Annotated in this window: 22 protein-coding genes; 12 read left to right on the forward strand and 10 right to left on the reverse strand. The window is 49.1% G+C overall.

Annotated elements, in window-relative coordinates:
- The first annotated feature begins 33 nt into the window (after nucleotides 1-33).
- The 4 genes from HQ865_RS20580 (at nucleotide 34) to HQ865_RS20595 (ending at nucleotide 5,305) form a co-directional block, all read left to right on the forward strand.
- Nucleotides 34-702, forward strand: coding sequence for a TonB family protein (locus HQ865_RS20580; protein ID WP_173416710.1), 669 nt, complete (start codon nucleotides 34-36; stop codon nucleotides 700-702).
- A 143-nt stretch (nucleotides 703-845) separates the two neighbouring features.
- Nucleotides 846-2,513 (forward strand): ArnT family glycosyltransferase, encoded by a 1,668-nt coding sequence (locus HQ865_RS20585; protein ID WP_173416711.1) that lies wholly within the window; start codon nucleotides 846-848, stop codon nucleotides 2,511-2,513.
- Nucleotides 2,514-2,617: 104 nt separating this feature from the next.
- On the forward strand, nucleotides 2,618-3,373 hold the full coding sequence (locus HQ865_RS20590) for a ThuA domain-containing protein (protein ID WP_173416712.1): 756 nt from the start codon (nucleotides 2,618-2,620) through the stop codon (nucleotides 3,371-3,373).
- A gap of 162 nt (nucleotides 3,374-3,535) precedes the next feature.
- Nucleotides 3,536-5,305, forward strand: coding sequence for a glycoside hydrolase family 9 protein (locus tag HQ865_RS20595; protein WP_173416713.1), 1,770 nt, complete (start codon nucleotides 3,536-3,538; stop codon nucleotides 5,303-5,305).
- A 34-nt stretch (nucleotides 5,306-5,339) separates the two neighbouring features.
- Here HQ865_RS20595 and HQ865_RS20600 read toward each other — a convergent pair whose 3' ends face one another.
- The 3 genes from HQ865_RS20600 to HQ865_RS20610 all read right to left on the reverse strand — a co-directional run bounded on the left by HQ865_RS20600 (nucleotide 5,340) and on the right by HQ865_RS20610 (nucleotide 7,887).
- Nucleotides 5,340-5,555: a hypothetical protein gene (locus HQ865_RS20600; protein ID WP_173416714.1), complete on the reverse strand. Its 216-nt coding sequence runs from the start codon at nucleotides 5,553-5,555 to the stop codon at nucleotides 5,340-5,342.
- Between the two features lie 303 nt (nucleotides 5,556-5,858).
- The gene (locus HQ865_RS20605; RefSeq protein ID WP_173416715.1) at nucleotides 5,859-6,770 is read right to left on the reverse strand and encodes a metallophosphoesterase family protein; all 912 of its coding nucleotides are present in this window, start codon (nucleotides 6,768-6,770) and stop codon (nucleotides 5,859-5,861) included.
- Between the two features lie 19 nt (nucleotides 6,771-6,789).
- A complete protein-coding gene (locus HQ865_RS20610) occupies nucleotides 6,790-7,887 on the reverse strand; it encodes a metallophosphoesterase family protein (protein ID WP_173416716.1) in 1,098 nt (365 codons plus the stop codon).
- A 132-nt stretch (nucleotides 7,888-8,019) separates the two neighbouring features.
- Between HQ865_RS20610 and HQ865_RS20615 the strand changes: the two genes are divergently transcribed.
- Both HQ865_RS20615 and HQ865_RS20620 read left to right on the forward strand, forming a co-directional pair.
- Entirely contained in the window at nucleotides 8,020-9,057 is a 1,038-nt protein-coding gene (locus HQ865_RS20615; protein WP_173416717.1) for a WD40 repeat domain-containing protein, read from the forward strand.
- Between the two features lie 125 nt (nucleotides 9,058-9,182).
- On the forward strand, nucleotides 9,183-10,292 hold the full coding sequence (locus HQ865_RS20620; RefSeq protein ID WP_237073506.1) for an NAD(P)H-dependent flavin oxidoreductase: 1,110 nt from the start codon (nucleotides 9,183-9,185) through the stop codon (nucleotides 10,290-10,292).
- Nucleotides 10,293-10,324: 32 nt separating this feature from the next.
- On the opposite strand, the gene HQ865_RS20625 is transcribed toward HQ865_RS20620, so the two are convergent.
- From HQ865_RS20625 to HQ865_RS20635, 3 genes are all read right to left on the reverse strand, one after another.
- A complete protein-coding gene (locus tag HQ865_RS20625; protein ID WP_173416718.1) occupies nucleotides 10,325-10,915 on the reverse strand; it encodes an HPP family protein in 591 nt (196 codons plus the stop codon).
- A 106-nt stretch (nucleotides 10,916-11,021) separates the two neighbouring features.
- Nucleotides 11,022-12,380 (reverse strand): MGH1-like glycoside hydrolase domain-containing protein, encoded by a 1,359-nt coding sequence (locus HQ865_RS20630; RefSeq protein ID WP_173416719.1) that lies wholly within the window; start codon nucleotides 12,378-12,380, stop codon nucleotides 11,022-11,024.
- Between the two features lie 116 nt (nucleotides 12,381-12,496).
- Nucleotides 12,497-13,591 carry a DUF3810 domain-containing protein gene (locus HQ865_RS20635; protein ID WP_173416720.1) on the reverse strand — a complete coding sequence of 365 codons (1,095 nt, stop codon included), beginning with the start codon at nucleotides 13,589-13,591 and terminating at the stop codon, nucleotides 12,497-12,499.
- A 262-nt stretch (nucleotides 13,592-13,853) separates the two neighbouring features.
- Here HQ865_RS20635 and HQ865_RS20640 point away from each other — a divergent pair, with 262 nt between their 5' ends.
- Nucleotides 13,854-14,531, forward strand: coding sequence for an OmpA family protein (locus HQ865_RS20640; RefSeq protein WP_173416721.1), 678 nt, complete (start codon nucleotides 13,854-13,856; stop codon nucleotides 14,529-14,531).
- Nucleotides 14,532-14,655: 124 nt separating this feature from the next.
- On the opposite strand, the gene HQ865_RS20645 is transcribed toward HQ865_RS20640, so the two are convergent.
- Nucleotides 14,656-15,486, reverse strand: a complete 831-nt coding sequence (locus HQ865_RS20645) for an N-acetylmuramoyl-L-alanine amidase (protein WP_173416722.1) — start codon at nucleotides 15,484-15,486, stop codon at nucleotides 14,656-14,658.
- A 295-nt stretch (nucleotides 15,487-15,781) separates the two neighbouring features.
- Between HQ865_RS20645 and HQ865_RS20650 the strand changes: the two genes are divergently transcribed.
- Together HQ865_RS20650 and HQ865_RS20655 are read left to right on the forward strand one after the other, a co-directional pair.
- Nucleotides 15,782-16,150, forward strand: coding sequence for a response regulator (locus HQ865_RS20650; protein WP_173416723.1), 369 nt, complete (start codon nucleotides 15,782-15,784; stop codon nucleotides 16,148-16,150).
- Nucleotides 16,151-16,227: 77 nt separating this feature from the next.
- Nucleotides 16,228-16,773, forward strand: coding sequence for a cupin domain-containing protein (locus HQ865_RS20655; RefSeq protein ID WP_173416724.1), 546 nt, complete (start codon nucleotides 16,228-16,230; stop codon nucleotides 16,771-16,773).
- Here the strand turns inward: HQ865_RS20655 and HQ865_RS20660 are convergent.
- Both HQ865_RS20660 and HQ865_RS20665 read right to left on the reverse strand, forming a co-directional pair.
- Nucleotides 16,770-17,639 (reverse strand): PfkB family carbohydrate kinase, encoded by an 870-nt coding sequence (locus HQ865_RS20660; protein ID WP_202020409.1) that lies wholly within the window; start codon nucleotides 17,637-17,639, stop codon nucleotides 16,770-16,772. The genes HQ865_RS20655 and HQ865_RS20660 overlap by 4 nt on opposite strands.
- Nucleotides 17,640-17,646: 7 nt before the next feature.
- Complete coding sequence (locus tag HQ865_RS20665) at nucleotides 17,647-18,117, reverse strand: pyrophosphohydrolase domain-containing protein (RefSeq protein WP_173416726.1); 471 nt, start codon at nucleotides 18,115-18,117, stop codon at nucleotides 17,647-17,649.
- A 252-nt stretch (nucleotides 18,118-18,369) separates the two neighbouring features.
- Between HQ865_RS20665 and HQ865_RS20670 the strand changes: the two genes are divergently transcribed.
- Together HQ865_RS20670 and ypfJ are read left to right on the forward strand one after the other, a co-directional pair.
- Nucleotides 18,370-19,776 (forward strand): DUF4403 family protein, encoded by a 1,407-nt coding sequence (locus HQ865_RS20670; protein ID WP_173416727.1) that lies wholly within the window; start codon nucleotides 18,370-18,372, stop codon nucleotides 19,774-19,776.
- A gap of 382 nt (nucleotides 19,777-20,158) precedes the next feature.
- Nucleotides 20,159-21,031 (forward strand): KPN_02809 family neutral zinc metallopeptidase, encoded by an 873-nt coding sequence (gene ypfJ / locus HQ865_RS20675; RefSeq protein WP_173416728.1) that lies wholly within the window; start codon nucleotides 20,159-20,161, stop codon nucleotides 21,029-21,031.
- Between the two features lie 505 nt (nucleotides 21,032-21,536).
- Here the strand turns inward: ypfJ and HQ865_RS20680 are convergent.
- On the reverse strand, nucleotides 21,537-22,331 hold the full coding sequence (locus HQ865_RS20680; protein WP_173416729.1) for an SDR family NAD(P)-dependent oxidoreductase: 795 nt from the start codon (nucleotides 22,329-22,331) through the stop codon (nucleotides 21,537-21,539).
- 258 nt (nucleotides 22,332-22,589) lie between these two features.
- Here HQ865_RS20680 and HQ865_RS20685 point away from each other — a divergent pair, with 258 nt between their 5' ends.
- Entirely contained in the window at nucleotides 22,590-23,921 is a 1,332-nt protein-coding gene (locus HQ865_RS20685; protein ID WP_173416730.1) for a sensor histidine kinase, read from the forward strand.
- Nucleotides 23,922-24,130 lie beyond the last annotated feature (209 nt).

Raw genomic sequence — 24,130 nt, forward strand, 5'->3', positions numbered from 1 at the left:
ACTAAATCCCCCCGCTCATCGTTATATTTACATATGCAAAAGCTAAGGTTTTTTATTATGTTGATCAGCGTGTTTGCTGCTGCCTTCAACGCGCACGCCCAGCCCAGCTTTAAAGGCGGCGAACAAGCGCTGGATGCCTACCTGAAGCAGCATATCATCTACCCGGAGTTCTCTTCCAAAAACTGTATCGAAGCCACTGTAAAAGTAAGTTTCAGGGTGGATAAAAACGGCAAAGTAAGCAATGTAAAAACCCGCGACGCCGTGGGTCTCGACCTTGACGACGAAGCCATACGGGTAGTAAAAATGACCACCGGCAAATGGACTATCCCCGCCGGCCGGGAAGCGGTGAATTATCTGCTGCCTATCCGCTTCACGCCCGACCAATCGCACTGCCAGGCAGCTACAAAAATGACCATCGCGCAGGCCATTGCCACCTACCGCGCCAGGCAGGAACTGGAAAACGCCGTAACCAATTATTACGAAAATAAATACGCCGGCAAGGCCGATACAACTAAACAAAGCGCTATCGACGCGCTGAAAAAACAACTGGGCTTTGACGATGAGTTGATTGATGAATTACTTGAAAAAGCAGCGGCAAAATTAAAACAGGGCGATAACGAAGGCGCCTGCGCCGACTGGAAGTTTATCCGAAACATCGGCAGCACCCGTGCCGATGACCTGCTGGCAAGGTATTGTAAGTAAACACAATGTTATGCCGAACTTGTTTGGCACCCACACGCAGGCTAAACAATACATATTGATCACTTAGCAGGATGAGATACCGAAACAAGTTCGGCATGACATGTTGATTGGGATTCGATAGAGGTTTCCTATCTTTACGCCCCATGGACGGGCAGATCAACACTAATTATTTCAGGTGGCTGTATGTACTTATTGTACTGGCGGTGCTGGTCAATTTCAGCGGTTTGTTTGTTACTATTATCGGGCCGGACGGTACCTTTTATGCCGGTATCGCCAAAACCATGGTGCAAAAGCACGATTACGTGAACTTGTATGCCCAGGGCAAGGATTTTTTAGATAAACCGCACTTCCCCTTTTGGGTAACCGCCGCTTTTTTCGAACTATTCGGCTTCCAAACCTGGGTCTATAAATTACCCGGCATTTTGTTTTTAATGATGGGTGCAGTTTACACTTATCGCCTGGCCCTGCAATTATATAACCGCGAGATCGCCCTATGGTCGGTACTGATACTGCTTACCGCCGAGCATATCATCATCTCCAATAACGATGTCCGCGCTGAGCCTTATCTCACCGGGCTGATCATCGCTTCCATCTATCATTTCTACAACGCTTATATCCGTAACAATTACTGGCAATTGCTTTGGGGCGCCATATTCGCCGCGCTGGCTATCATGACCAAGGGCATGTTTGCCATTATCCCCATCGGCGGTGCTATTGCCGGACAACTGATCATTACCAAACAATGGCGGCAACTGTTCCATTTACGCTGGCTGCTGGCTATCGGATTGACCGCCGTTTTTGTATTGCCCGAGTTTTACTGCCTGTATCAACAGTTCGATCTGCACCCCGAAAAACTGGTGTTTGATAAGCACAATGTATCCGGCATCAAATTTTTCTTTTGGGACAGTCAGTTCGGGCGCTTCTTCAATACCGGCCCTATCAAAGGCAGCGGCGATCCGTTCTTTTTTGTGCATACGCTGGCCTGGGCATTTCTGCCATGGTCGCTGTTGTTATTCGCGGCTATTTACCAATCTATACGGAAGCAGGCTAAAGATACACTTAACAGCCAGTGGCTTTGCCTGTGCGGCTCCTTGCTTACGTTCCTGGTATTTTCGGCATCGAAGTTTCAGTTACCTTATTACCTCAATATTGTTTTCCCGCTGTTCGCCATTCAGCTGGCGGCTCACCTGTACAATATCCAATCAACAAAAAGTAAGTACGCGGTGCAAAGGGTGCAATCGGTTATTACGGTTTTAATGATCGGGATAATCGTTGTACTTCAATACTTTTTCAGGCCATCGACATTAGCCTGGCCGGTAGTGGCCATCATTATTGCCATGCTCATCCTGTTAATGTCCATCCCCAAGCATATCGGGGCTAAGGGCATCCGCAAAACCGTTATCCGCACGGTGATCACCGCCTTTGTGGTGAACGTGTATCTTAACCTGGCCTTTTACCCATCGTTGCTGCACTACCAGGGCGGCAGCGAGGCGGCTATGTATATCAATAGGGTAAACACCCAAAACTACCCGGTAGCTATCACTGCCGATGCCTATAACTTCCCGCTCGATTTTTATATCCGCGGCCGGTTGGTCTCTGTTGATCCAGCGGGTAATGGCCCTATCCCACCGAAACCGTTTTATATGTTCAGTAACGGGCCTGTATTAAAAGGGCTGGCCGCTAAAGGCTGGCAGATACAACCGGTAAAATCGTTTGATAATTACTGGATCTCCATGCTGAAGCCGCAGTTTTTGAACAGCAAGACACGCCGCCAGGCTTTGGATACTGTGGTGGTGGTATTAGTAAAGTAGCAAATTAGCGATTCTGCACAAGAGAGGTAATGTAGGGGTATCTCGTTAAGTTGTTTGTTTGGATATCGGTTAAATTGCATTGCAAAACGATTCCACATCTGCTAATGAAAAAACTTGCTGTTTTCTTCCTGCTTTTGATCAGCTTCGCGGCATCGGCTCAAAAGCCATTATTCCGTGTGATCGCCTTATACGAGAACGGCGGCCATCACCTTGAATATTCCAAACGGGCAAAGGTTTGGCTCGATTCGCTGGCTGCGAAAAAGAATTTCCACATCGATTACATCCAGAATACTGATAAAATTGACGAAGCTTTTTTAAACCAGTATCAGCTCTTCATCCAATTAGATTATCCGCCCTACGCCTGGAAAGACAAAGCCGTAAGCGCATTTCAAAAATATATTGACGAAGGCCGGGGCGGCTGGATCGGCTTTCACCATGCCACCCTGCTGGGCGAGTTTGATGGCTATCATATCTGGCCCTGGTTTTCTGACTTTATGGGCGGGATACAGTTTAAGAACTACATTGCAACCTTCGCGCAGGGCAAGGTGAATGTAGAAGATAGCAGACACCCTGTAATGCGGGGCGTGCCGGCATCGTTCATCATCGCTAAAGACGAGTGGTACACCTATAATAAAAGTCCGCGGCCAAATGTGCACGTGCTGGCCAGTGTTGATGAGAACAGCTATACCCCCGGTACCGATATTAAAATGGGCGATCACCCTGTGGTGTGGACCAACGAGCATTATAAAGCCCGTAACGTATATATTTTTATGGGACACTCGCCCGACTTATTTAACAACATGACGTATAAACAGTTATTTACTAATGCGATATTTTGGGCGGCTGGAGTTAAGGAGTAATTGTGGCAATTTAACCACAAAGGCCACAAAGTAAAGTAACACAAAGAACCACAAAGCCTTTGTGTACGATACAGAATAGAAAAATACTTTGCGGCCTTTGTGCTTGATATACCTGCTATTTCTTTGCGCCCTTTGTGGTTAAATCAACACCAAAAACAAACTATGAAACACACCATACTCACCTTATTAATCTTTTGTTCGCTAACGCTATTGGCGCAGGATAAGCCGGTTATTTATACCAACCAGGTAGCCTTTGATATCAACGGGCCAAAATCGGCCCTGGTAGGTAACGGACAGAAGCTACCGCCGCATACGGCTTTTGCTTTGGTTGATGCAGGTAACTCCAAACCTGTATTTACCGGAACCTTAGGCCCGGCCCAGCAAATTACAGAATGGCGGCCGGGTCAGTATTTTTACAAGGCCGATTTTTCAGGCTTTAACAAAGCTGGGAAATACCGGATCAGCGTACATGTTGGAAGCAAAACCAGCCTTTCGGATGCCTTTGAGGTAAAACCCGATGCTTTAGCGCAATCGACTATTCAATCGATACTGCATTATTACCGCAGGCAGCGGGCCAACACCCCGGGCGAGCTTGCGGCCGATGCTAAAATGAAGCTTTTGGGCACCGGGCAGACAGTCGATATACATGGCGGCTGGTGCGATGCCTCGGGCGATGTGAGTAAATACTTCTCGCATTTGGCTTATGCCAATTTTATGTCGCCGCAGCAGATCCCGCTGGTCACCTGGTCGATGGTTTATGCGGATGAGGCCGTGCCGAAGCTGCTTACCCGATTAGGGGCTAAAGATTCGATAGAAAGCGAAGCCCTTTGGGGGGCGGATTATATGATGCGGGCCTTATCAAAAGAGGGCTATTTCTATATGATCGTCTTCAGTTATTTTAATAAAGATCCCAATGCCCGCCGCATAGTGGGGCTGCATGCCAACAGCGTAACCACCAACGAATATCAAAGCGCATTTCGCGAGGGCGGCGGCATGGCCATCGCCGCGCTGGCCCGTATCTCCCGCTGGAAAAAACACGGCGATTTTACATCGGCCCAATACCTTGATGCCGCCAAGCGGGCGTTCGCGCACCTGCTGGTTAACAATACCAAATACGATGACGATGGCAAGGAAAACATCATCGACGATTACTGCGCCCTGATGGCCGCCACCGAACTTTGGATAGCCACCAGCGATGTACAATACCGTACCGAGGCCCGCAAACGTGCCGAAAAACTATCCACCCGCTTAACCCGAACCGGCTATTTCCGCGCCGACGATGGCAGCCGGCCCTACTGGCATGCATCCGATGCGGGCTTACCGATCATTGCCCTGGCACGCTTTGCCAAACAGGAAACCGATGAGGTTTACCGTGCCCAGGCTTTGCAAACTATTAAAGCATCGTTAGACTATGAATTAAGGGTAACCAACGAAGTAAACAATCCATTCGGTTATGCCCGGCAGACATTTAAGTATAAGGACAAGATACAGGACGGCTTTTTTATCCCGCACGAAAACGAGACCGGTTGGTGGTGGCAGGGCGAGAATGCCCGCTTAGGTTCGCTGGCAGCGGCGGCTATTGTAGGCGGGCGCATGGCATACCCCGCAAATAATGCCTGGAAAGTAAAACCCGCGCTGGCCGCTTTCGCTACCGATCAGTTAAATTGGATACTGGGCAGTAATCCTTATCAAATGTGCTTTATGTATAACTTCGGGAGTAAAAATGTGCCTTATATGCACAGCAACTTTGGGCATGGTTCCGAAAGGGGTGGCATTTCCAACGGTATAACCGGTGGCGATGGCAAGGCTGATGGCAGTGATATCGACTTTAAAACCGAAGCCCAGGGCAACGAGTGGCGCTGGACTGAACAATGGATCCCTCACGCCGCCTGGTTTTTACAGGCAATAGCCGCCATGGCCGAAGAGAAATAAGAAAGGGCCGGAGATATTTCCGGCCCTGTTTGTTTTACGCTTCGTCTTCAGTTTCGTCTTCTTCTTCCTCATCCTCGTCGTCTTCAGACTCTTCTTCGTCGGCTTCTTCTTCGCTTTCTTCAGCGTCTTCGTCCTGCTCTTCTTCGTCCTGTTCTGCCTGCTCCTGGTTCAGGTCAGTATCCTGTTCGTTAATTTCTTCGGCCGATACGTCCTGGGTATCTTCCGGCTCGGTTAAGTTTAATAAATTCATGGTTGTAAATGTTAGACCCTAATTTAGCGATACGTCTTGCCGGGCAGGTGCCCTTAACATCATCTTTCCGTTAACAAATCAGGCTGTTTTACCACGCGGCGTGGTAGGTTTGTTAAGGTGCTATTAAACTATCGGCGAGGTGGTTACAATAAGTTTTCGTGGGGTTATTGTGTGTGGCAGTTTAACCACAAAGAACACAAAGGGAGAAATCACAAAGTTCACAAAGATTTTTCAAGCTTTGCCTTTTGTGAACTTCGTGCAAAATTCTTCGTGCTCTTAGTGGTTAATTTGCCAGTTCTACAATCACCCGTAAGGTACATATCGCTCTTCAAACGTGCCGTCGTTATACAGGTCTATCAAACCGTAACCGGGGAAGGTTTCGCGGCGGTTGCCTTCCCACCAGGCGCCGCTTACGGCGCCGTTGCACAGGTAGGTAACATTGTTATACACCACCTTATCCCGCAGGTGGATATGCCCGCTGAGGCACAATTTTACATTGGGGTGCTTATAAAAAAGGCTGATGATCTTTGCCGTATCGGTATGCATATCGCCGCCCAGCATTTGCCACTTGTTAATAATGTTGTCTTCTATCATCAGCGTGGCGGTTAAAATTGGTATGTGCGAAACCACCATTACCGGCATGTGGGCGGGTGTGTTGTTCAGTTCGGCTTCCAGCCAGGCAAACTGCTCGTCGCCTAACTTACCGATGTACCAGGTTTGGTCGATATCCAGGTGCACGCTATCCAGCATCAAAAACTTCCAGCCATTTTGTGCGAAGCTGTAATAAGGCTTTGCCAGCCCCAGTTGATCCATGGAATATTGCTTGCCGTAGATGGCCTGGCCCTTATTGTTTTCGCTCCACCAGATATCGTGGTTACCCAGGCAATAGCGCACGGACAAGCTGCATTCATTCTTCATGATGCTTTTTTCCAGTTGCCACTGCGCGTTAATGGTATCGATGTTCTCTTTATTCATATCAAAAACGATATCGCCACTGTTGATCATCAGGTCGATACCCGGCTTTTGCTGCTGAATATGGTGCAGGCAGCGTGTAAATTTATCGGGCGCGCCAAACTGATCTTTTAAGTGTACGTCGGTAATGTGCGCTATGCGCAGCGCCGGTTTCTTGGCTTCATCATTGCGTACAGAAGCAATACCGGTTGCGGGCAGCAGCAAGGCCGCGCCAATGTTTTTTAGGGCCGATCTTCTTTCCATAATTTCAGGTTAAATTGGGTTAAGCAAGTTTAATCAAAAAACGGTCGGCCAAGGTGCCGCCCGCGCCAGGTAAAGCATCAACTATATAATATTCGCCAATAAGGTTAAACCCACCGGCGTTTTTTTCAAGATCTATTTTCAGGAAGCCATGGCGGGTATCGTTCCAGGCCAGCAGGTCAATATCGCTAAACAAGTCCGATCCGGCGCTATAGCGCGGGTCATGCAAACCGGCCAGCGGGTGCAATTCGTCGTAACCACCGGCACCCGCCACCAGGTAGGTGAGGGCCTTTCCATCAGCATAACTTTTTTGGAAGCGCTGGTAATTATGCACATGCCCGCTCGCCACCAGGTCGGGGCGGATGCCGGTTTCTTCAAAAATGCCCTCCAGCAGGTTGATCATCGGCTCACTTGAACCATGGTTGGTATCGGCTGAATAAGGCGCATGGTGTACCGCCACGATCACTGCCTTGTTTGGCCGCTGCGCACCGGCATGTTTCAACTCCTGCTTAAACCAATCTATCTGCTCATCATCAACCACGCCATACTTCGGCACATTGCTGTGCATACCGATGATGGTGGCCAGCGGGGTTTCCAGCGTCCAGTAAATATGGGGTTGTATACCACTTTTGCGATTGGTATCGCCACCGAATGTTACCCTGCGGTGTTCGATATCGCAAAAGACGGCGGCAAAGGCATCTAAGCTTTTGTAGGGAGCAATAGCCACGGGGTTTACATCACTATCGTGATTACCTGCAATGGCGTAAATATGCCCGGGATACTTTTCGTAAGGCTGAAAAAACTGTTGCGCGTACGATCCGGCTTCGCCATAGTTATATACCAGGTCGCCCAAATGGAAAAGAAACTCGGGTTGATGGGCAGCCGACAGGTATTGCTTCGTCATTTCGACGGCTACCCGGTGCTGTTTTTCCGTGTCGTGCATACCCCCCGTATCGCCCACCATATGGAAACATAATTGTTGCGTGTTTTTACCGGCGTGAGTAAGGCGGTAGGGATATTTACCCGGCGGCGGGGGAAGCGGCTGATATTTGTAGTTATCATCAGGCTGGCCCAGTTTAAATACCGGGCGCGGTATGGCGTTCGGCGCTATGCTTGTCATCGATTGCAGGCAAATATACCTATCGTCTGTTAAACAGGTGTTAATTTTAATTTATAGGCAATTGGTTTAATTGTTTTTGGATGATGTAACAAACAACGGGCGCTTAAATCAAACCGGTAAAACCACTAAACCATGAGCAGGAAATTTATTTTTATCGGTACACCTTTTTTGCTGGCGCTTTTAGCATTGGGTTATTACCAGCTATTTTACTGTTCGCCACAGGTAAACGGGGGGATATTTAAACTAAAAACATCGCTTGCGGCGCACAACAGTGATATTTGGGCCGCTAAGTACAGCCCCGATGGTAAATTACTGGCCAGCGGCAGTGTGGACAGTACCGTTATTTTATGGCGTACCGGCGATATGCGCATTGCCCGAAAAATTAAACAGCCGGCAGGCATTACCAACCTGGCCTTCAGTCCGGATGGGAATACGGTAGCTACAACCAGCTATGATGGCATTGCCCGATTATGGCGTACAGACAATGGCCAGCTGGTAAAACAATTTCCCGCTAATGGCCAAACACTTTGGGCGATAGATATTAGCCCGGATGGGAAAACCATGGCCTGTGCGGGCGAAGACAAGACGGTCCGGCTATGGGATCTTGCATCGGGTAAACTAATAAAAGAAATGAGCGGCCACAACCGCAATATCTGGTCGGTAAAATTCAGTCCTGATGGTGCCTTGCTGGCCAGCGGAAGCTTTGATAGTAGTGTTAAAATATGGAATGCACACACGGGCGCGCTGTTAAATAACCTTACAAAGCATACCGAGGCCATTGTTGACCTGGCCTTTAGCCATAATGGTAAATTACTGGCCACTACCAGTGATGATAAAACCATCAAATTATGGCGCATGCCCGAAGGTGGACTTATATGCAGCCTTGCCGTACCGGAGCATATACAAGCCGCGGCCTTTAGCCCCGACGACAGCTACCTGCTTACCGGCGGCCGCGATAAGCCCATGATCGGTGAGTTTTTGCAGAATATTTTTGGGGATTCCAACTTCAACAAAGGCGTTTCGGCAAGATTGTGGGAGGTAAGCAGCGGCAAATTATTACAAACATTCAGGCATCATTGCAACGATGTTAACGATGTATCCTACAGCCCCGATGGTTTACAGGTAGCGACGGCCAGTTCAGACCATACAATAGATATATGGGCGAGGTAGCGATAATCTTCCCTGGCCTATGGCATAAGGCTGGCAATCTCCCCAATTATTGCTTTTAAATTTGTGATCCACATCACGCGATCATCCCGGTTTTGTTGCCGTACTTTGTTATGCCGGTCGATAAAATGATCGGCCTAAATTTAAAAGCCATGTGGTACAATAATAAAGCTACAGAAATGCTGGGGATCCAATACCCTATTCTGCAGGGGCCTTTCGGGGGCAATTTGTCTACTGTCGAACTGGTCGCCACTGTATCAAACGCTGGGGGATTGGGTGGCTACGGCGCTTATACGCTAAGCGCGCAGGAAATTTATGAGGTTGATAAGCAATTGAAAGCCGCTACTGATAAGCCATACAACATCAACCTGTGGGTATCTGATCATGATAACGCTGCCGCCGGCATCAGCAACGAACGCTACGAGCAAACCCGGCAACTGTTTCAACCTTATTTTGATGAATTGGATATCCCCTTCCCGGCCAAGCCAGCGCCTTTTAAAACCCGGTTTGAAAACCAGGTGCAGGTGATACTGGATACCAAACCCAAAGTGTTCAGCTTTATGTTTGGCACCCTGTCGGCAGATATGCTGGAGGAGTTTCGCAAAAGAGGCATTGTAACCGTTGGCGCGGCCACTACGCTGGACGAAGCCATTGCTTTGGAGAACACCGGGGTGGATATGATCATCGCTTCGGGTTTTGAAGCGGGCGGGCACCGGCCATCGTTCCTGGCCCCGGCAGAAATGTCGACCACCGGCACATTTGCTTTGGTGCAATTAATTAAAGATAAGGTAAAAACGCCCATTATAGCCGCCGGGGGTATAGCCAATGGTAAAGGTGTAGCAGCCGCGCTGGCCCTTGGCGCAAGCGCAGCTCAAATAGGCACCGCCTTTTTAGCTACCGACGAGTCGAACGCGCTGCCTGTCCACCGCCAGATGCTGTTTAGCGACGCGGCCAAATACACCACCCTGTCGCGCGCTTTTACCGGCCGCCTCGGTCGCGGGCTGACCAGCCGCATAGCAAAGGAAATTATGGGTAAGGAAAACCAGGTATTGCCGTTCCCGCTGCAAACCACGCTGATGTCGTCTATACGTAAGGCTGCCATCGAACAGGAGAAATGGGACATGATCCTGTTTTGGGGCGGGCAGATAGCGCCCGTGCTGAAGCATACGAAGGCGAAGGAACTGATGGAGGCTATTGTACAGGAAACTACCGGTTATTTTGAGGCATTGAAGGGATAAATACTGCTAAATCATTATCCAGGGTAAGGGGGTCAGATACCATGTTTATATCTGCGTTTCCATATCTTATACCATTCTTTGTTTCGTGGGTAACTACGATGATTAGTAGCATTATTGCAAAGTACCGCTACAAAAAACAATATCAATACACCTGAAAGCACAGGGCTAATCACATAAAAATACCCCAACGCCTGGATCTTGGGCGAACCGATATTAGCTATAAGCGCCGTTGCACCACCTGGTGGATGAAGCGTTTTTGTAACCTGCATCAGCACAATTGATAATGAAACAGATAAAGCTGCCGAGAGCCAAACTTCGCCGGGTATAAAATGATGGACGGTTACGCCGGTTATGGCGCAAACCAAATGGCCGCCTATCAAATTGCGCGGCTGGGCCAGCGGACTATTAATAATGCCATAGATGAGCACCGACGATGCGCCGAATGAGCCGATAAGAAAAAGGTTATCGTAAGCAGTAAAGTATTTGCTGTTAATAAACCCGATGATACCGATCCCGATAAACGAACCGATAAACGTCCAAAAGTGCTCCCTGGCATCAATCAGTGTTTCTTTATAAATAATATAACGGGTACGCCTTACATGTAACCGGATACGCCTTCGCATAAAATATTTTAAGGGGGCGAAAGTAAACAATAGTCTACGATATTGGTAGTCTTTTTTGCAAATTGTTCCGATTGACTCTGATCCGTGGGGTGTTTATTGCTATCCGCTAAAACTCCTCAACAACCTTCCCGCCCTCCAGCTGATCGATCATATTCAATACCAGGTAGTTCCAGTTTTGGAAACCCTTGTTCATAATAGGGGCGCCGGTATCGGGGTCGTAGTATTCGTGCAGGGCGCCTTCTTTTTTAAAGTCGTCGCCAAAAAGCATAATGGTTTTGTAGGCCAGTTCGGTAGCTTCTTTTTTATAACCGTACTTCAGCAGGCCGCGGTAGGTGAGGTAGTTGGAGATCCCCCAGATAGGCCCCAGCCAGTTAGATGGGTTGCTGCTGGCTTTAAGACTATACATTTTTTCGAGCTTTGACAGTGTGCGGATACCATACCGGGCGTTGAAGGTGCGTTTATCCAAATAGTTTTCGGCCACCATGCGCTTCGCCTGTTCGGGCGTGGCAATGCCGGCCCACATGGTCATAAACCCGGACCATACCCCAAAGCGCTGGATCAGGCCCGAATAGGTGCGTGGCATACCCTTATGCAACACAAAAGGCTTCCCGAAAACAATGGAGGGCTGGTTGGTGATAGGCCGCAGGTTCAAATCTACCGAATAATAATAGCCGTCCTTTTCGTCCCAGCAGTTTTGTTGGATGGCCTTTTTCAAGTCTTCGGCTTGTACGCGGTACATAGGGCCGTCATCTTTCAGCTTTAACTGTGTAGACAGGTAAGCCATGGCCTGTAGTTCCTTATACATCAGGCAATTCAGGTAGATGGAAGCCGAACTTCTGTTGGGCCTGAAAAAGGTGGACGGATCGTTATCCACCCCAATAGCCAAATCATCCTGCCAAAAAAACAGGCCGGTATCCTTATGCCAATGGTGTGTTTGATAGTTTGTAATAAACGCCTGCATCAGGTGAAACTTCTCGCGCAACCATTCGGCATTGCCATCGTTCAGTTTAGTAAGAAATGCGGCGTGCTGGGCAATCACGGGTTTATGCATGTTAGTAGCGTAAATATCCGCCGGTTTTATTTTAGCCGGGTCCGAGTTTTTGTCCACCACCATGGGCATGTAACCATCGGCGCCGGTATAGGCCAGGTAGTTTAACACACAGCCTTGCTCGTAGGGTAGTGCTTCGCGCTTGTCGGCGGCGCTGCCCTGGTCTTGCAGGATCTGTGCCAGCGCGATATTGCTCAGCCACGAATCCCAATCCCACAAAACCGTGGCGTACGATTTACTACCCGGCGTGATGTATGGATACAGCAAGGCCCCGGTGGGTTGCTTCAGCATCTGCTTATAATCTTCGAAAACATATTTTTTGATCACCTTAATATTTTCGGCAATGCTATCGGGCACCTGGGCAAATAGGGGGCAGGCAAAAAATACCAGCGCTAAAACAGATACTAATTTTTTCATGAGCAATTGAGATGCAATCGATTGGTTTAACCAAATGTAATAGCTGGATATGGTAATCGCGTCATGTACTATCTGTAATTGTTCTTGCTTGCGATACTGTACGGATATATCCCGATCTACCAAACTTTATACCGCTTGCGGTAATAGCCCATGGTTAAAATGATCATGCGGTTATACGTACGCAGACCGTGGGGCTGGTTATTGGCTTTCAGAAATTTATCGAACATCATACCGCTTACCATTTCGGCCCCGCCCTGGTATTTGGTCCAGTAGGCGCTGTCGGCCTTAAAATCGCTGAAGACAAGGGGCGAGATCTTTTTGCGCAGGGCGCGATAGGCTGTAGTATCGCGGCGGCGCAGATAGCGCATAAACTCTTCTATCCCGGCATAATAGGCCGAGTAGCGCAGCAAGGTACTGGTGGAGTTGGTTCCTGCCAGGTATCCCGCAAAGTTAGCTTCATCCTCGCGTGCCCAGCCGGTTTGATGCCCCATCTCATGGCAGGACACGAATGGCTTATCAAAGAACGGCATTTGTGAATTGATCTGCGCTTCGCCGGTAAAGGGGTTAAAATAACCCGATGTGCCCAGGTAGTTTAAGATGCTGCTATACATAGATGCCTTTGCACGAGGCCTTATCGTGATAAATTTACCCGATAAGTTTTTGAGCGAGGCCACCGCCGATATGCTGTAGGTATAGGTGTTTTTAATGACAGGGTCCGCCGTAACCGTATCGATACAGGGGCGCAGGCTGTTGGCGCTATCGATGATGAGGTTGGTTACCGTGGCTACATCTTTAATGCTGTAAGTGGTATCGTTATAGCCCAGCAGATGCGCGGCAGGCGGGCGGTAATAGTTCAATCCCCAAAAGCAATAGAACCATAGCCAGGCTACCTCCAGGCAAATGAAAAATCGCAGTACCAATCTCCCCGCTTTTTTTGGCTGCCTGATAAACAAAAATCGCACAAGCCTGAACAAGCCGAAAAGCAATGCAAGGATAACAAGCGCGTAAACCACATCGCCAATGCTAAACGGAATGGTGTTAAGCGGGTAATGCAATACATAACTGATGAACCTATAAAATCCCCGGTAATAATACCGCTCCACCCGGTCGGGACTTTGCCTGAACCATACCAGCAGCATAATGAGCACCAAAAGACCAAGCAGGATAATTACTTGTTTTGATGGTTTGTATTTGCCTGTGTGGAATTGCATGCGGGGGTAAATATAAAAAGATACACACGAATGCGCTTCAACCCTGTTAACAATTAAGCGAATTGCACGAATTTGAAGCAGGTACGATTAGTTAGCCACAGCGATCAATCTCCCCCGTCATTGCTTCGTACCGCAATAACGGGATTGAGATTCTCCGTGTCCCCTGTGCAAACCTCTGTGGTTAAAATCTCATTCCTGCTAAACAATATTATCATTTTGGCATTTACTTTGTAACAATATATTTGCACAAAAAATATCAACCATGAAAACTTTAAGAATTAAAGTAGCTGCGTTAGGCATTGCTATAGCAACAACCGGGTTATTAAACACCGGTTGTAACTCGTTCACCAAAACACAAAAGGGTGCAGCCATTGGCGCCGGTGCCGGCGGCGTGGTTGGTGCTTTTATAGGTAAAGCCGCGGGTAATACCGCTTTGGGCGCCGTTATTGGTGGTGCCGTTGGGGGTACAGCCGGCGCGCTGATTGGCCGTAAGATGGATAAGCAGGCCGCCGAGATCCAGCAAACCGTTCCGGGTGCTACTGTTGTGCGCCAGGGCGAGGGCATCATCGTGAAATTTGATTCGGGTATTTTGTTTGATGTGGATAAAACAGGACTAAAACCGGCTGCAAAAAGCAACCTGGAAAACCTGGCTGCTTCGTTAAGTAAAAATCCGGAGACTAATATCCTCATCGTGGGGCACACCGATGATACCGGTACCGATCAGCACAATATGGACCTGTCTATCCGTCGTGCCGAAGCCGTTAAATCGTACATCGTAGCTGGTGGCGTATCAGGCTCGCGCATGACTACCCAGGGGCGTGGCGAAAGCGAACCTATTGGTGATAACACCACTGCCGATGGCCGTGCGCAAAACCGCCGTGTAGAGATAGCCATTGTAGCTAACGACCAGATGAAAGCCCAGGCTAAGCAAGGGCAGTAATAAGTCCGAAGTGTTTAGTCGAAAGTCTTTTTAGATAGAAAAGCGATGGGTTTGCCTGTCGCTTTCTTTGTGAGGTTACTTTCTTAGTTCACACATTAACTCCCCATTTAGGGGGGCAGGGGGGCTATTGATATTTCTTACTGATATTATACAGGATATTCAAATCCAACTGTGTCATCGTTGGTGTAATATCGCTTTGCACAAAATGGCGCTTAAACGCTACGATAGCATCTTTAGGGGTACTGGTATCATAGCCTATCAAACGCAGGGCGGTGATATAATCATAGTTGTCGGGGGCAAGCTCCAGCACTTCATCGCTCCAAAAGCTGAAGCCGTGGGCGGCCATCACCTTCCACGGGAATAGCGGACCGGGATCGGGCTTACGTTTCGGCGCCCAGTCCTGGTGACCGATAAAATTAGCCTGCGGAATGCCGTAATCTTTTTTTAGCTTAGCCAATAAAGCCAGCAGACTTTTGATCTGCACATCAGGATATGGTTCGGCTCCGTTATTATCTATCTCGATACCGATCGAGCAGCTGTTCATATCGGTAATGCTACCCCATTTGCCTACGCCGGCCTGGTTGGCACGCAGGTAATCATTCACCATGTGCACGATCTTACCGCTTTTGGCCACCACGTAATGGGCGCTTACGGCCGAATGCTTCACCGTAAATGTTTTGATGGTTTGCCCCAGGCTATCCTGCGCAGTATAATGGATAATAACGTAGTTAGGTTTGCGGATGCCGAAGTTTACGGTGCCCACCCAATCGGTAGGCACCTGCGTGCCGGTGCTATCCACAATAAGCGGGGCCTGTTCTGATTTGGCCAGCAGCAGCAGCGAATCTTTTTGATGGGTATAAACCTTATTGGTAACCGCGTAAGGGCCTTTAGGTGAGCAAGCCGATAGTAAGGCAACCGTAGCCAGGCAAAAATATAAGGGGTAAGTTTTTTTCATCGGGGTGTTGTTTAAACGCAAGTTTAGCGATTTGTGGGGAGGGATGCAAGGGGGTATATCATACCGACGGAGACTCACCCGCCCGTGGCTGCGCCCGACCACCTTCTCTTGCCTTTGGCAAAAGAGGGGATGGATATCTGGCATTACTTTCTTCCCTCTTTGCGCTAAGCGCAGAGAGGGTGGTCGGGCGCAGCCACGACCGGGTGAGTCTTCGCCGCTTCAACAAATTTCTCCACCCCGTTGTAACATTTCGGTGGCAATTGGCGTCTATCAGCCCAATACATCTATTACAATCATGTGTGCTTTAAATATTTACCTTGTAGAGGATAACCCGCTTATTGCCCTTTCGCTAAAGCGGATGATAGCGGGAATGGGGCACCGCATCTGCGGTTCGGCCAGTAATTATGAGAAGGCGGTGGCCGATCTGCAAACCCTTAAACCCGATTTGGTGATCACGGATATTATGCTGGAAAGCAATCGTACCGGTATTGATCTTGGTCGCTATATCAACCGTTACCTGCATATCCCGTTTATTTACCAATCGTCTGTTGATGATGATGAACTGATATTTAAGGCCCATGCCACCCAGCCCGAGGCTTATTTGGTGAAGCCGGTTATCAAAAAGCATTTAGAGGAGGTGTTGGAACCCTGCCTGGCCGGTTAATTCTCGTTTGCTAAAATCCACACCAATTACTTGTACGTATATCTTCGCAACAATCTGATTCATAACACAATTATCTGATGAGCGAACGCAGAATTTACAACCCGATACAAAAGGACAGCGTGGTGTTTTTAAAAACATCGGCCGATACCAATGGCGAATATACTTTGGTTGAAGTTGAACTGGCCGATGGCGGCGGCGTTGGCCTGCACTATCACAAAACCTATAGCGAAAAGTTTGATTGCCTGGAAGGTGAAGTTCAAATAGGCTTAGGTAAGGAGATATACGGCCTGCAACCGGGGCAATCGGCTACGGCACATCCTAATATGCGGCACCTGTTTCGTAACCGCAGCGGCAAGCCCTGCAAATTTCGCGTGGAGCTGAGGCCGGCAAGTGTGGGCTTCGAGCGCTCGCTGCAAATAGGCTACGGACTGGCTTCAGATGGCTTATGTGATAAAAAGGGCTTCCCAAAAGATAGGCTGGCGCTGGCCTGGCTATTCGATATCAGCGAAAGCAACCTGCCCGGCTGGATGAGCATTTTTGAATTTATCCTGCGTAAGCAAGCCAAAAAGGCAATAGCCAAAGGCACCGACCGTGCACTGATGGAAAAGTATGTACGCTTTTAGCGGTTGTTCATAAACGCTTCAACATCCTGCAAAGTGCCTGTAAAAGCGCCCGGGGTGGCGGTTTTCAATCCCGCCATAGCAGCGGCAAACTCGCCCGATCGCTGTATCCCCATACCCTTGGTGCGGTAGAACAGGTAACCGGCCATATAGGTATCGCCGCAGCCGGTAGCATCAACACTAAGCGGTGGCATAAAAGCGGGGATATCGTAAAAAACACCATCGCTCCATATTTGCGAACCCTGGCCACCGTTGGTGATCACTATTTCCTTTACACCATACCCGGCCAATACTTCAACACCATCTGCAACGGTGTCTTTACCGGTTAGGGCCTGCAACTCGGCTACATCGGCTTTTAAAATACTGATATGGGGCAGGGCTTCGGCCATACCGGGCCAGTTGGTGGCATAAACCTGCTGGTTTTCTACCCGGCGCAGGTAGCCCTGTACATCCAAACTAACCCGGCCTTTGGCAGCCAGCGTTTTAATTACATCGATAGAAATATCATCGGCCAGTAAGGGGCCAAGGTGAAAGATGCGGGCTTCCACATCCTGCAAGATCTCCTGCCTGAACGTATCTGCTTTTTTAGATACCCTTTGCGTGCGCTGGTCCTGGTTTTCGGGGTAGATATTCTCGAAGAAGACCGTATGCGTGCTGGGCTGCACTAACACCTCAATACCGTCTTCGCGCAGTTGCTCCACGTAGTGCATCTGGGCATCGGCCAGGGCGGTTATCAGCAGGTATTTGGTTTGCAGATTGCTTAGCGCGCACGAGAAGTAATAGGCCGTACCACCCGGCATATATAGGGTGGTTTGGGTGGTAACCACCTTGTCCGACGTGATGTGGCCTATGCAGCAGATATCGTACATCGGCATTTTAGGCGCCCATCATTTCCCGCAGGGCAGCAGGCGAATAGGCGATAGATTTTAAAGTTTTATTATCAGAGGTACGATAAACCAGGTACAGGCCGTCCAGCTCCTTGTAGTGGGCTTCGGTATTATCCTTGGCCAGGTAATGGGCTACGGTTTGCTCGGCTTCCTCGATAGTTTTACAAGCCTTGCTCATGTTAGAGCGGTGCACCTCATCAAAAAGGGATTTAAACTGACCGGCCAGGCCAAACTCCAGTATCGCACCCGAGAGCACGTATTGCAGATCGCACAGGGCATCGGCCACTTCCACCATATCATTATCGTCGATAGCTTGCTGAAGTTCTTTTAATTCTTCGGCCAGCAGGGATACGCGTAACGCCGCCCGTTCCTTGGAGGGCATGGCCGCCTGTGGCTGTATGGGGTGTTTAAAGGTGCGGTGAAATTCGGCTACCTGGTTCAATGCGTCGGGCTGTTCCATCTGATATCTGATTTTTTATGAGTGCGGTAAATATAAAAATACTTTTGGTGGTGCAAGTGTCGATTTAACCACAAAGGGCACAAAGGTTTTTAAGTTGGAAAAGCTTTGTGTTCTTAGTGTTAATCTTTGCGCGCGTTGTGGTTAAATCTACAGCCAATCATCCTGCAAATGATAAAATACCTTAAATTTGCGCCCGTTAATTCAGATGATTTTTATTTAACCATTCCTTATTGATTTTACCCCCAGCCCTATATGAAGCTTAAACTAATTCTGTTAGCTGCCCTTTGCGCTACAGCTGTACTTGTAAACTCGTGCTCTACCACCAAGCCATTGGCCCCAACCATCGTAGCCGATGTGGATATCCCGAAACTGGTGCAGCCGGTATCAAACATCGAAGTGCCTATCACCGTCGATCTGAAAAAATACTTCGTTCAGGCCGAAAACTCGGTGCCTAACAAATATGCCGATAACCAGCAGCCTTGCGAGGGCCTGCGTTACGCCTATACCTTTACCCGCACGCCGTTCAGTATTACCGGCGCCAACAACGTGGTGAACCTGCGCTTTACCGGCGCGTACAGCATCGCGGCATCGTACTGCGCCAAGTGCGTTACCTTGCCCGGTCAGGGTGCACAATGCGTGGTGCCTACCTTATCGGCCCAATGTGGTGTTGGTGAGGCGCCCCGCCGTATGGAGATCGGCTTTCAATCTACCATCAACGTATCGCCCGATTATCGCCTGACATCAAAAACCGTATTATACCCGGCCCCAAAGGCTATCGACCGCTGCAACATCGTGATGGGCCAGATTGACGTTACCGACCGCCTGATCCAATACCTGATCCCCCAGTTAAACGATCTGGGTAAACAGGTTGACGCCAAAGTGGCTGCCTACAACGTGAAACCCATCATCGAGGAGCTTTGGAAGAACCTGGCATCAGAAACCAAGGTGGGCGATGTGGGTTTCGTATCCATCAACCCACAGGCTGTACGCGTGAGCAGCTTTAACCTGAGCGGCTCGATGCTGAACTTTTCGGTAGGCTTATCGGCTAAGCCGGTGGTAACCACCGTTAGTGCAGCCCAGCCACTGAAACCGGTACCTAACCTATCGGCCTATACCCCGGCCAACGGTTTTAATATTTACCTTGATTTGCAGGAGGGTTACGACCACCTGAGCGATATGGCCAACAAACAGGTAGCCGGCATGAAGACCGAAGCCGCGGGCCGCGAGTTCATCGTCGATCATATCAAGATTACCGGCGCCGGCAAGCAGATTGTAATGCAGGTTGATTTTAAAGGCACCAACACCGGCACCATCTACCTGGTGGGCACTCCAACTTACGATGCCGTTAAGCACGAGATCTCGTTCCCCGATCTGTCGTTCGACTTGCAAACTAAATCGTGGATGCTGAAGACCGCCAAATGGATGTTCAACGGCAAGATCACCGACATGATCCGCCAAAAGGCCACCTATAACCTCACCACCTTTATTGCCGACAGCAAAACCCGCATAGAAAAGGAAATGAGTAAGGATATGGGCAATGGCATCCGGTCGGACGTATCGATAAAAGACCTCAACATCGAAGCCATTTACCCTACCACCAACCGCCTTGTAGTACGTACCCTATCTAAAGGGCAGATAAAAGTGAAAGTGGTGATGTAGGTTTTGAATGTGAAAATGTGCGTATATGCAGATATGCAAATGAAAGCCGGGCCTTGCGCGCTTCCCTCCCACGGGGTGGGTGTAGGGAGGGGTTCAGCCACGATGCAAAGCCGACGATTTGACTCACCCGGTCGTTGCTTCGCCGACCACCCTCTCTTGCCTTTGGCAAAAGAGGGAATTGACTTATCCGATATTGCTCCTGCCCTCTTTTCGCGCAGCGAAAAGAGGGCCGATCATCCGTCAGCTGACGGAGCAGTCGGGGTGAGTCTGCACGTTACGCATTTAAAAACAATCCCCCGCCCAACCCTGTTAACCTATAAAATTCCAAAGCCCCTCTCCCCTGGAGAGGGGTTGGGGTGAGGCTCCTAAAAACTCAAACACTATGCAATGGTTCGGCGGACGCGAAAGCGATAATGTAGAAGAAGGCAGCAGCAGCGGCGGTGGCCGCGGCTTATTCCTTGGCGGTGGGGCACTGGGCCTCATCGGGGTGCTTGTTTACCTGTTCACAGGCGTGAATGTGAACGGCCTTTTCAACAGCGGGCAGCCCGACCAATCGCAGCAGCAGAACCATAAGATAAGCAGCGCCAACCTTACTACCGACCAGCGCTTTGCCAGTGTGATTTTTGCCAGTACCGAAGATGTGTGGACCAGCCTTTTTAACGATATGAGTAAAACCTATACTTCGCCCACCCTACACTTTTTTACCGACGGTGTTGATGCCCAGGGCTGCGGCTTTGCCAGTTCGGCAACGGGGCCGTTCTACTGCCCGGCCGACCGTAAGGTATACATCGACCTGGCTTTTTTCGACGAGCTGAGCAACCGCTTCCAGTCGCCGGGCGAAGCGGCCAAGGCCTATGTAATAGCCCACGAAGTTGGTCACCACGTGCAAAACCTGCTGGGGCTAAGCGCCAAGGTTGATGCCGCCCGCCAGCAGCTAAGCCAAACCGAGTTCAATAAGCTATCGGTAAAGCTAGAGCTACAGGCCGATTTTTATGCCGGCGTATGGGCACACTACGTGCAGCAGGCGCGCAGCAAAGGCGTGGTAATTAACCGTGCCGATATAGACAGCGCCCTTACCGCCGCCCATGCCATTGGCGACGACCGCCTGCAACAGCAAAGCACTGGACATATTGAACCCGACAGCTTTACCCACGGCACCAGCGCCCAACGCGCCTACTGGTTCAAAAAAGGTTTCGATACCGGCGACGTGCGGCAGGGTAATACTTTTGGTAAGCGCGAAGAGGATAGCCTATAATTGTACGATCTTATCATAAAAAACTTTGCTGGCGTAAAATAAAAGGCCGACGTATATAAAAACCGCACCTGTAGCCTGCAAACCCGCTTTTAGGTGTTTTTTGCTGCCGAAAACTGGCGGGTAAAGGATATAAAATGCCTGCATTTGTTATATTTTTTGGTTAAAAACTACCGAACCCGAAATTATGATAGTATAATAATGTGGAAATGGGAAGATGGTATAATAGCATAGAACCTGCTATAACCAACGGTGTGACCACAATATAGCGAAAAACACAACAAAATGCAACAATGAAGTGCAATGCGTAGAAGATGCTGATCTGAGCGAGGAATATTTTGGTGTGATAAATAAATTAAAAGTGGCTCTAAAAGAGCTGTAGATCCATTTGCTGCGGTCAAGAGATAGTTCTCTTTCGCACCTACGCACTATTACTCCCCTGCTTTATCGTATGAAGACTTCTTTTAGACCAAAGGAAATAACAAGCTGAGTAATAGGCGTGGGATTCTTACAAAATCGACCTGATCAACCCACCCTCAACCCTGATGGAGGCGCCATTGGTTGCCGATGCCAGCGGACTGGCGTAATAGGTAACCGTATTGGCCACTTCCTCAACCGTGGCGAAGCGTTGCAGCAGCGATGTTGGCCGCAGGTTTTTAAAGAAATCTGTTTCTACCTGCGCGGCCGATGTATTACCGCTGCGGGCCAGGTCTTCGATAAAGTCGCCTACCCCGCGCGATTTGGTGGGGCCTGGCAATATGGAGTTTACGGTAACGCCGGTGCCTTTGGTCAGCTCGGCCAGGCCGCGGGCAACCGAAAGCTGGGCGGTTTTGGTCATGCCGTAATGGATCATCTCATTGGGGATAAACACTGCCGATTCGCTGGAGATGAAGATGATGCGGCCCCAGTTCTTCGCCAGCATTTTGGGCAGCACATGCCGCGAAAGCCGCACGCCGCTCATTACGTTCACATCAAAAAAACGGAACCAGTCTTCGTCTGGAATATCGCCAAAAGCTTTGGGTTCAAATATACCGGCGTTGTTTACCAGGATATCCACATCGGGTAAGTTGGCTATCAGTTGATACACTTCTTCGGGGTTAGAGAAATCGGCCGCGATGCCGCTTACGGTAGCGAAATTGCTGTTAGGTTGCAGATCGGTAACGGCCTTGTCCACACTCTCCTGCGTGCGGCCATTAATAATTACCGAAGCGCCCTCGCGCAACAGGCTTTCGGCTATGGCATAACCAATGCCGGCGGTTGATCCGCTTATAAAGGCGGTTTTATTTTTAAGATCCAGATCCATAGGTATTTCAATTTTTTTACAAGAATAAGCCGCAAACAAACCCATCGTTTCAATTACTTTTTAGTTTGACAATGGTTACACAATTATACTACTTCCTGACACTGCCATTAGCCGTTAACGCCCCATGTCGCCCCAAATGCGACATAATATTTCTTTATATTCTTTCTTTTGTGTTAAGTATTTTTCATCTTTAAACTAAATACAGCAATAAAGCCTGCCGGGTTGCCGGCGTACCCTGCTGTTTCAACCGGCCCGCCTATGCTAAAAAAACTACACGATCTGTGGCTTCGCCTCATCGGCCAACCGCCCGACTTTTCGTTAGAGAGCCGTATCTATCATTCCATCAGCATCGGTGTAATGGTGCTGGCTGTTTTTTATATCCCCTATAATATTTTTGCGGGGCTTTATGTGGCCGCCTTTTCCTGCGTTTTTCTAAGCCTGCTTTTTGGTTACCAGTACTACCGGTCGCGAATGCACCGGCATGCGCCCAGTACAACTTTATTTGCCTTAACCGGTATTTTCGTGTTTTCGGTCAACTATTTCGCCAACTCGGGCATCCACGGTTCTACCGATATCATTTGGCCGTCGTACCTGCTGCTGGTGTTCGCTATTTCGCCTTACCGTCAGCATGCGCTGTGGCTGGTGGTGTATGTGGTAGCCTTCATCATTCTGCACCTGGTGGCTTACCAGTATCCGCACCTGGTAAAATATCCGTTCAATATAGGCAAGGGCCAACTGATTGACCGGTTAACTGCCTTCCCGCTGCCCGTGGTGGCCATTTATATCATCATCAAATTCATCAGGCGCAGTTATGATAAGGAACGGGTAGCCGCAGAGGAAAAGGCCGTCGCCATTGAAGCCCGTAACCAGCAGATCCTGCTGCAAACCCATCAACTGGAACAAAGCAATGCCGAGAAGAATAAGCTGATGTCTATCATATCGCACGATATGCGGGCACCGCTTACCCACATACAGGGCTATTTGGAGTTACTGAACAGCCACGCGCTGGAAAGCCACGAACGCCCCATGCTGGAGCAACAATTGCTTACCGCCACCAACAGCACTTTAGAAATGCTGACCAACTTGCTGCAATGGTCGCGCGCGCAAATGGAAGGTTCGGGGGTACATCTTTCGGCCATTAACCTGCTTAACGCTATACAGGGCACACTGGAAATGGGGAAAACCCAGGCCCTTAAAAAAGAGATCAGTTTTAACTATCATATCGATGCAGCGATAACCGTAATTGCCGATGTGGATATGCTGCAACTGGTTGTGCGTAACCTGGTGAGTAATGCCATTAAGTTTACCCCCATTGGCGGCATCATTAATATAGATGCCCGGATGGTTCAAAACGAATGCAAAATAACCGTGGCCGATAATGGCAAAGGCATCGACCGGGAAAAACAGGGTAAGATCTTCTCTATAAATACCGAACCGGCCTTTGGAACCAATAACGAGAAAGGCGTGGGCCTGGGCCTGCTGCTCTGCAAGGAGTTTATCGAACGCCAGGGCGGCCGCATCGGCTTTGAGAGCGTATTCGGGCATGGCTCAAGTTTTTTCATTTATATCCCACTGCAAACCAACATTTAAGGCTATCGGCTGATACACTTAAACGGTATGGGTGTGCTTTCTTCTCCTCCCGGGGCAATATACAATCAATCTTATTCAGGCCAACCTATTGCGAAATAGCCGTATCAGTTAAAATATTTTTACTTTTTTTTCATAGCCGCGTATTACCTGAAACCGATTGTAGGCCCGCAGGCCTATTGTGGATTAAGCGTATCAGTAAATTTACAATT

The organism is Mucilaginibacter mali, from assembly GCF_013283875.1.
Taxonomy (GTDB): Bacteria; Bacteroidota; Bacteroidia; order Sphingobacteriales; family Sphingobacteriaceae; genus Mucilaginibacter; species Mucilaginibacter mali.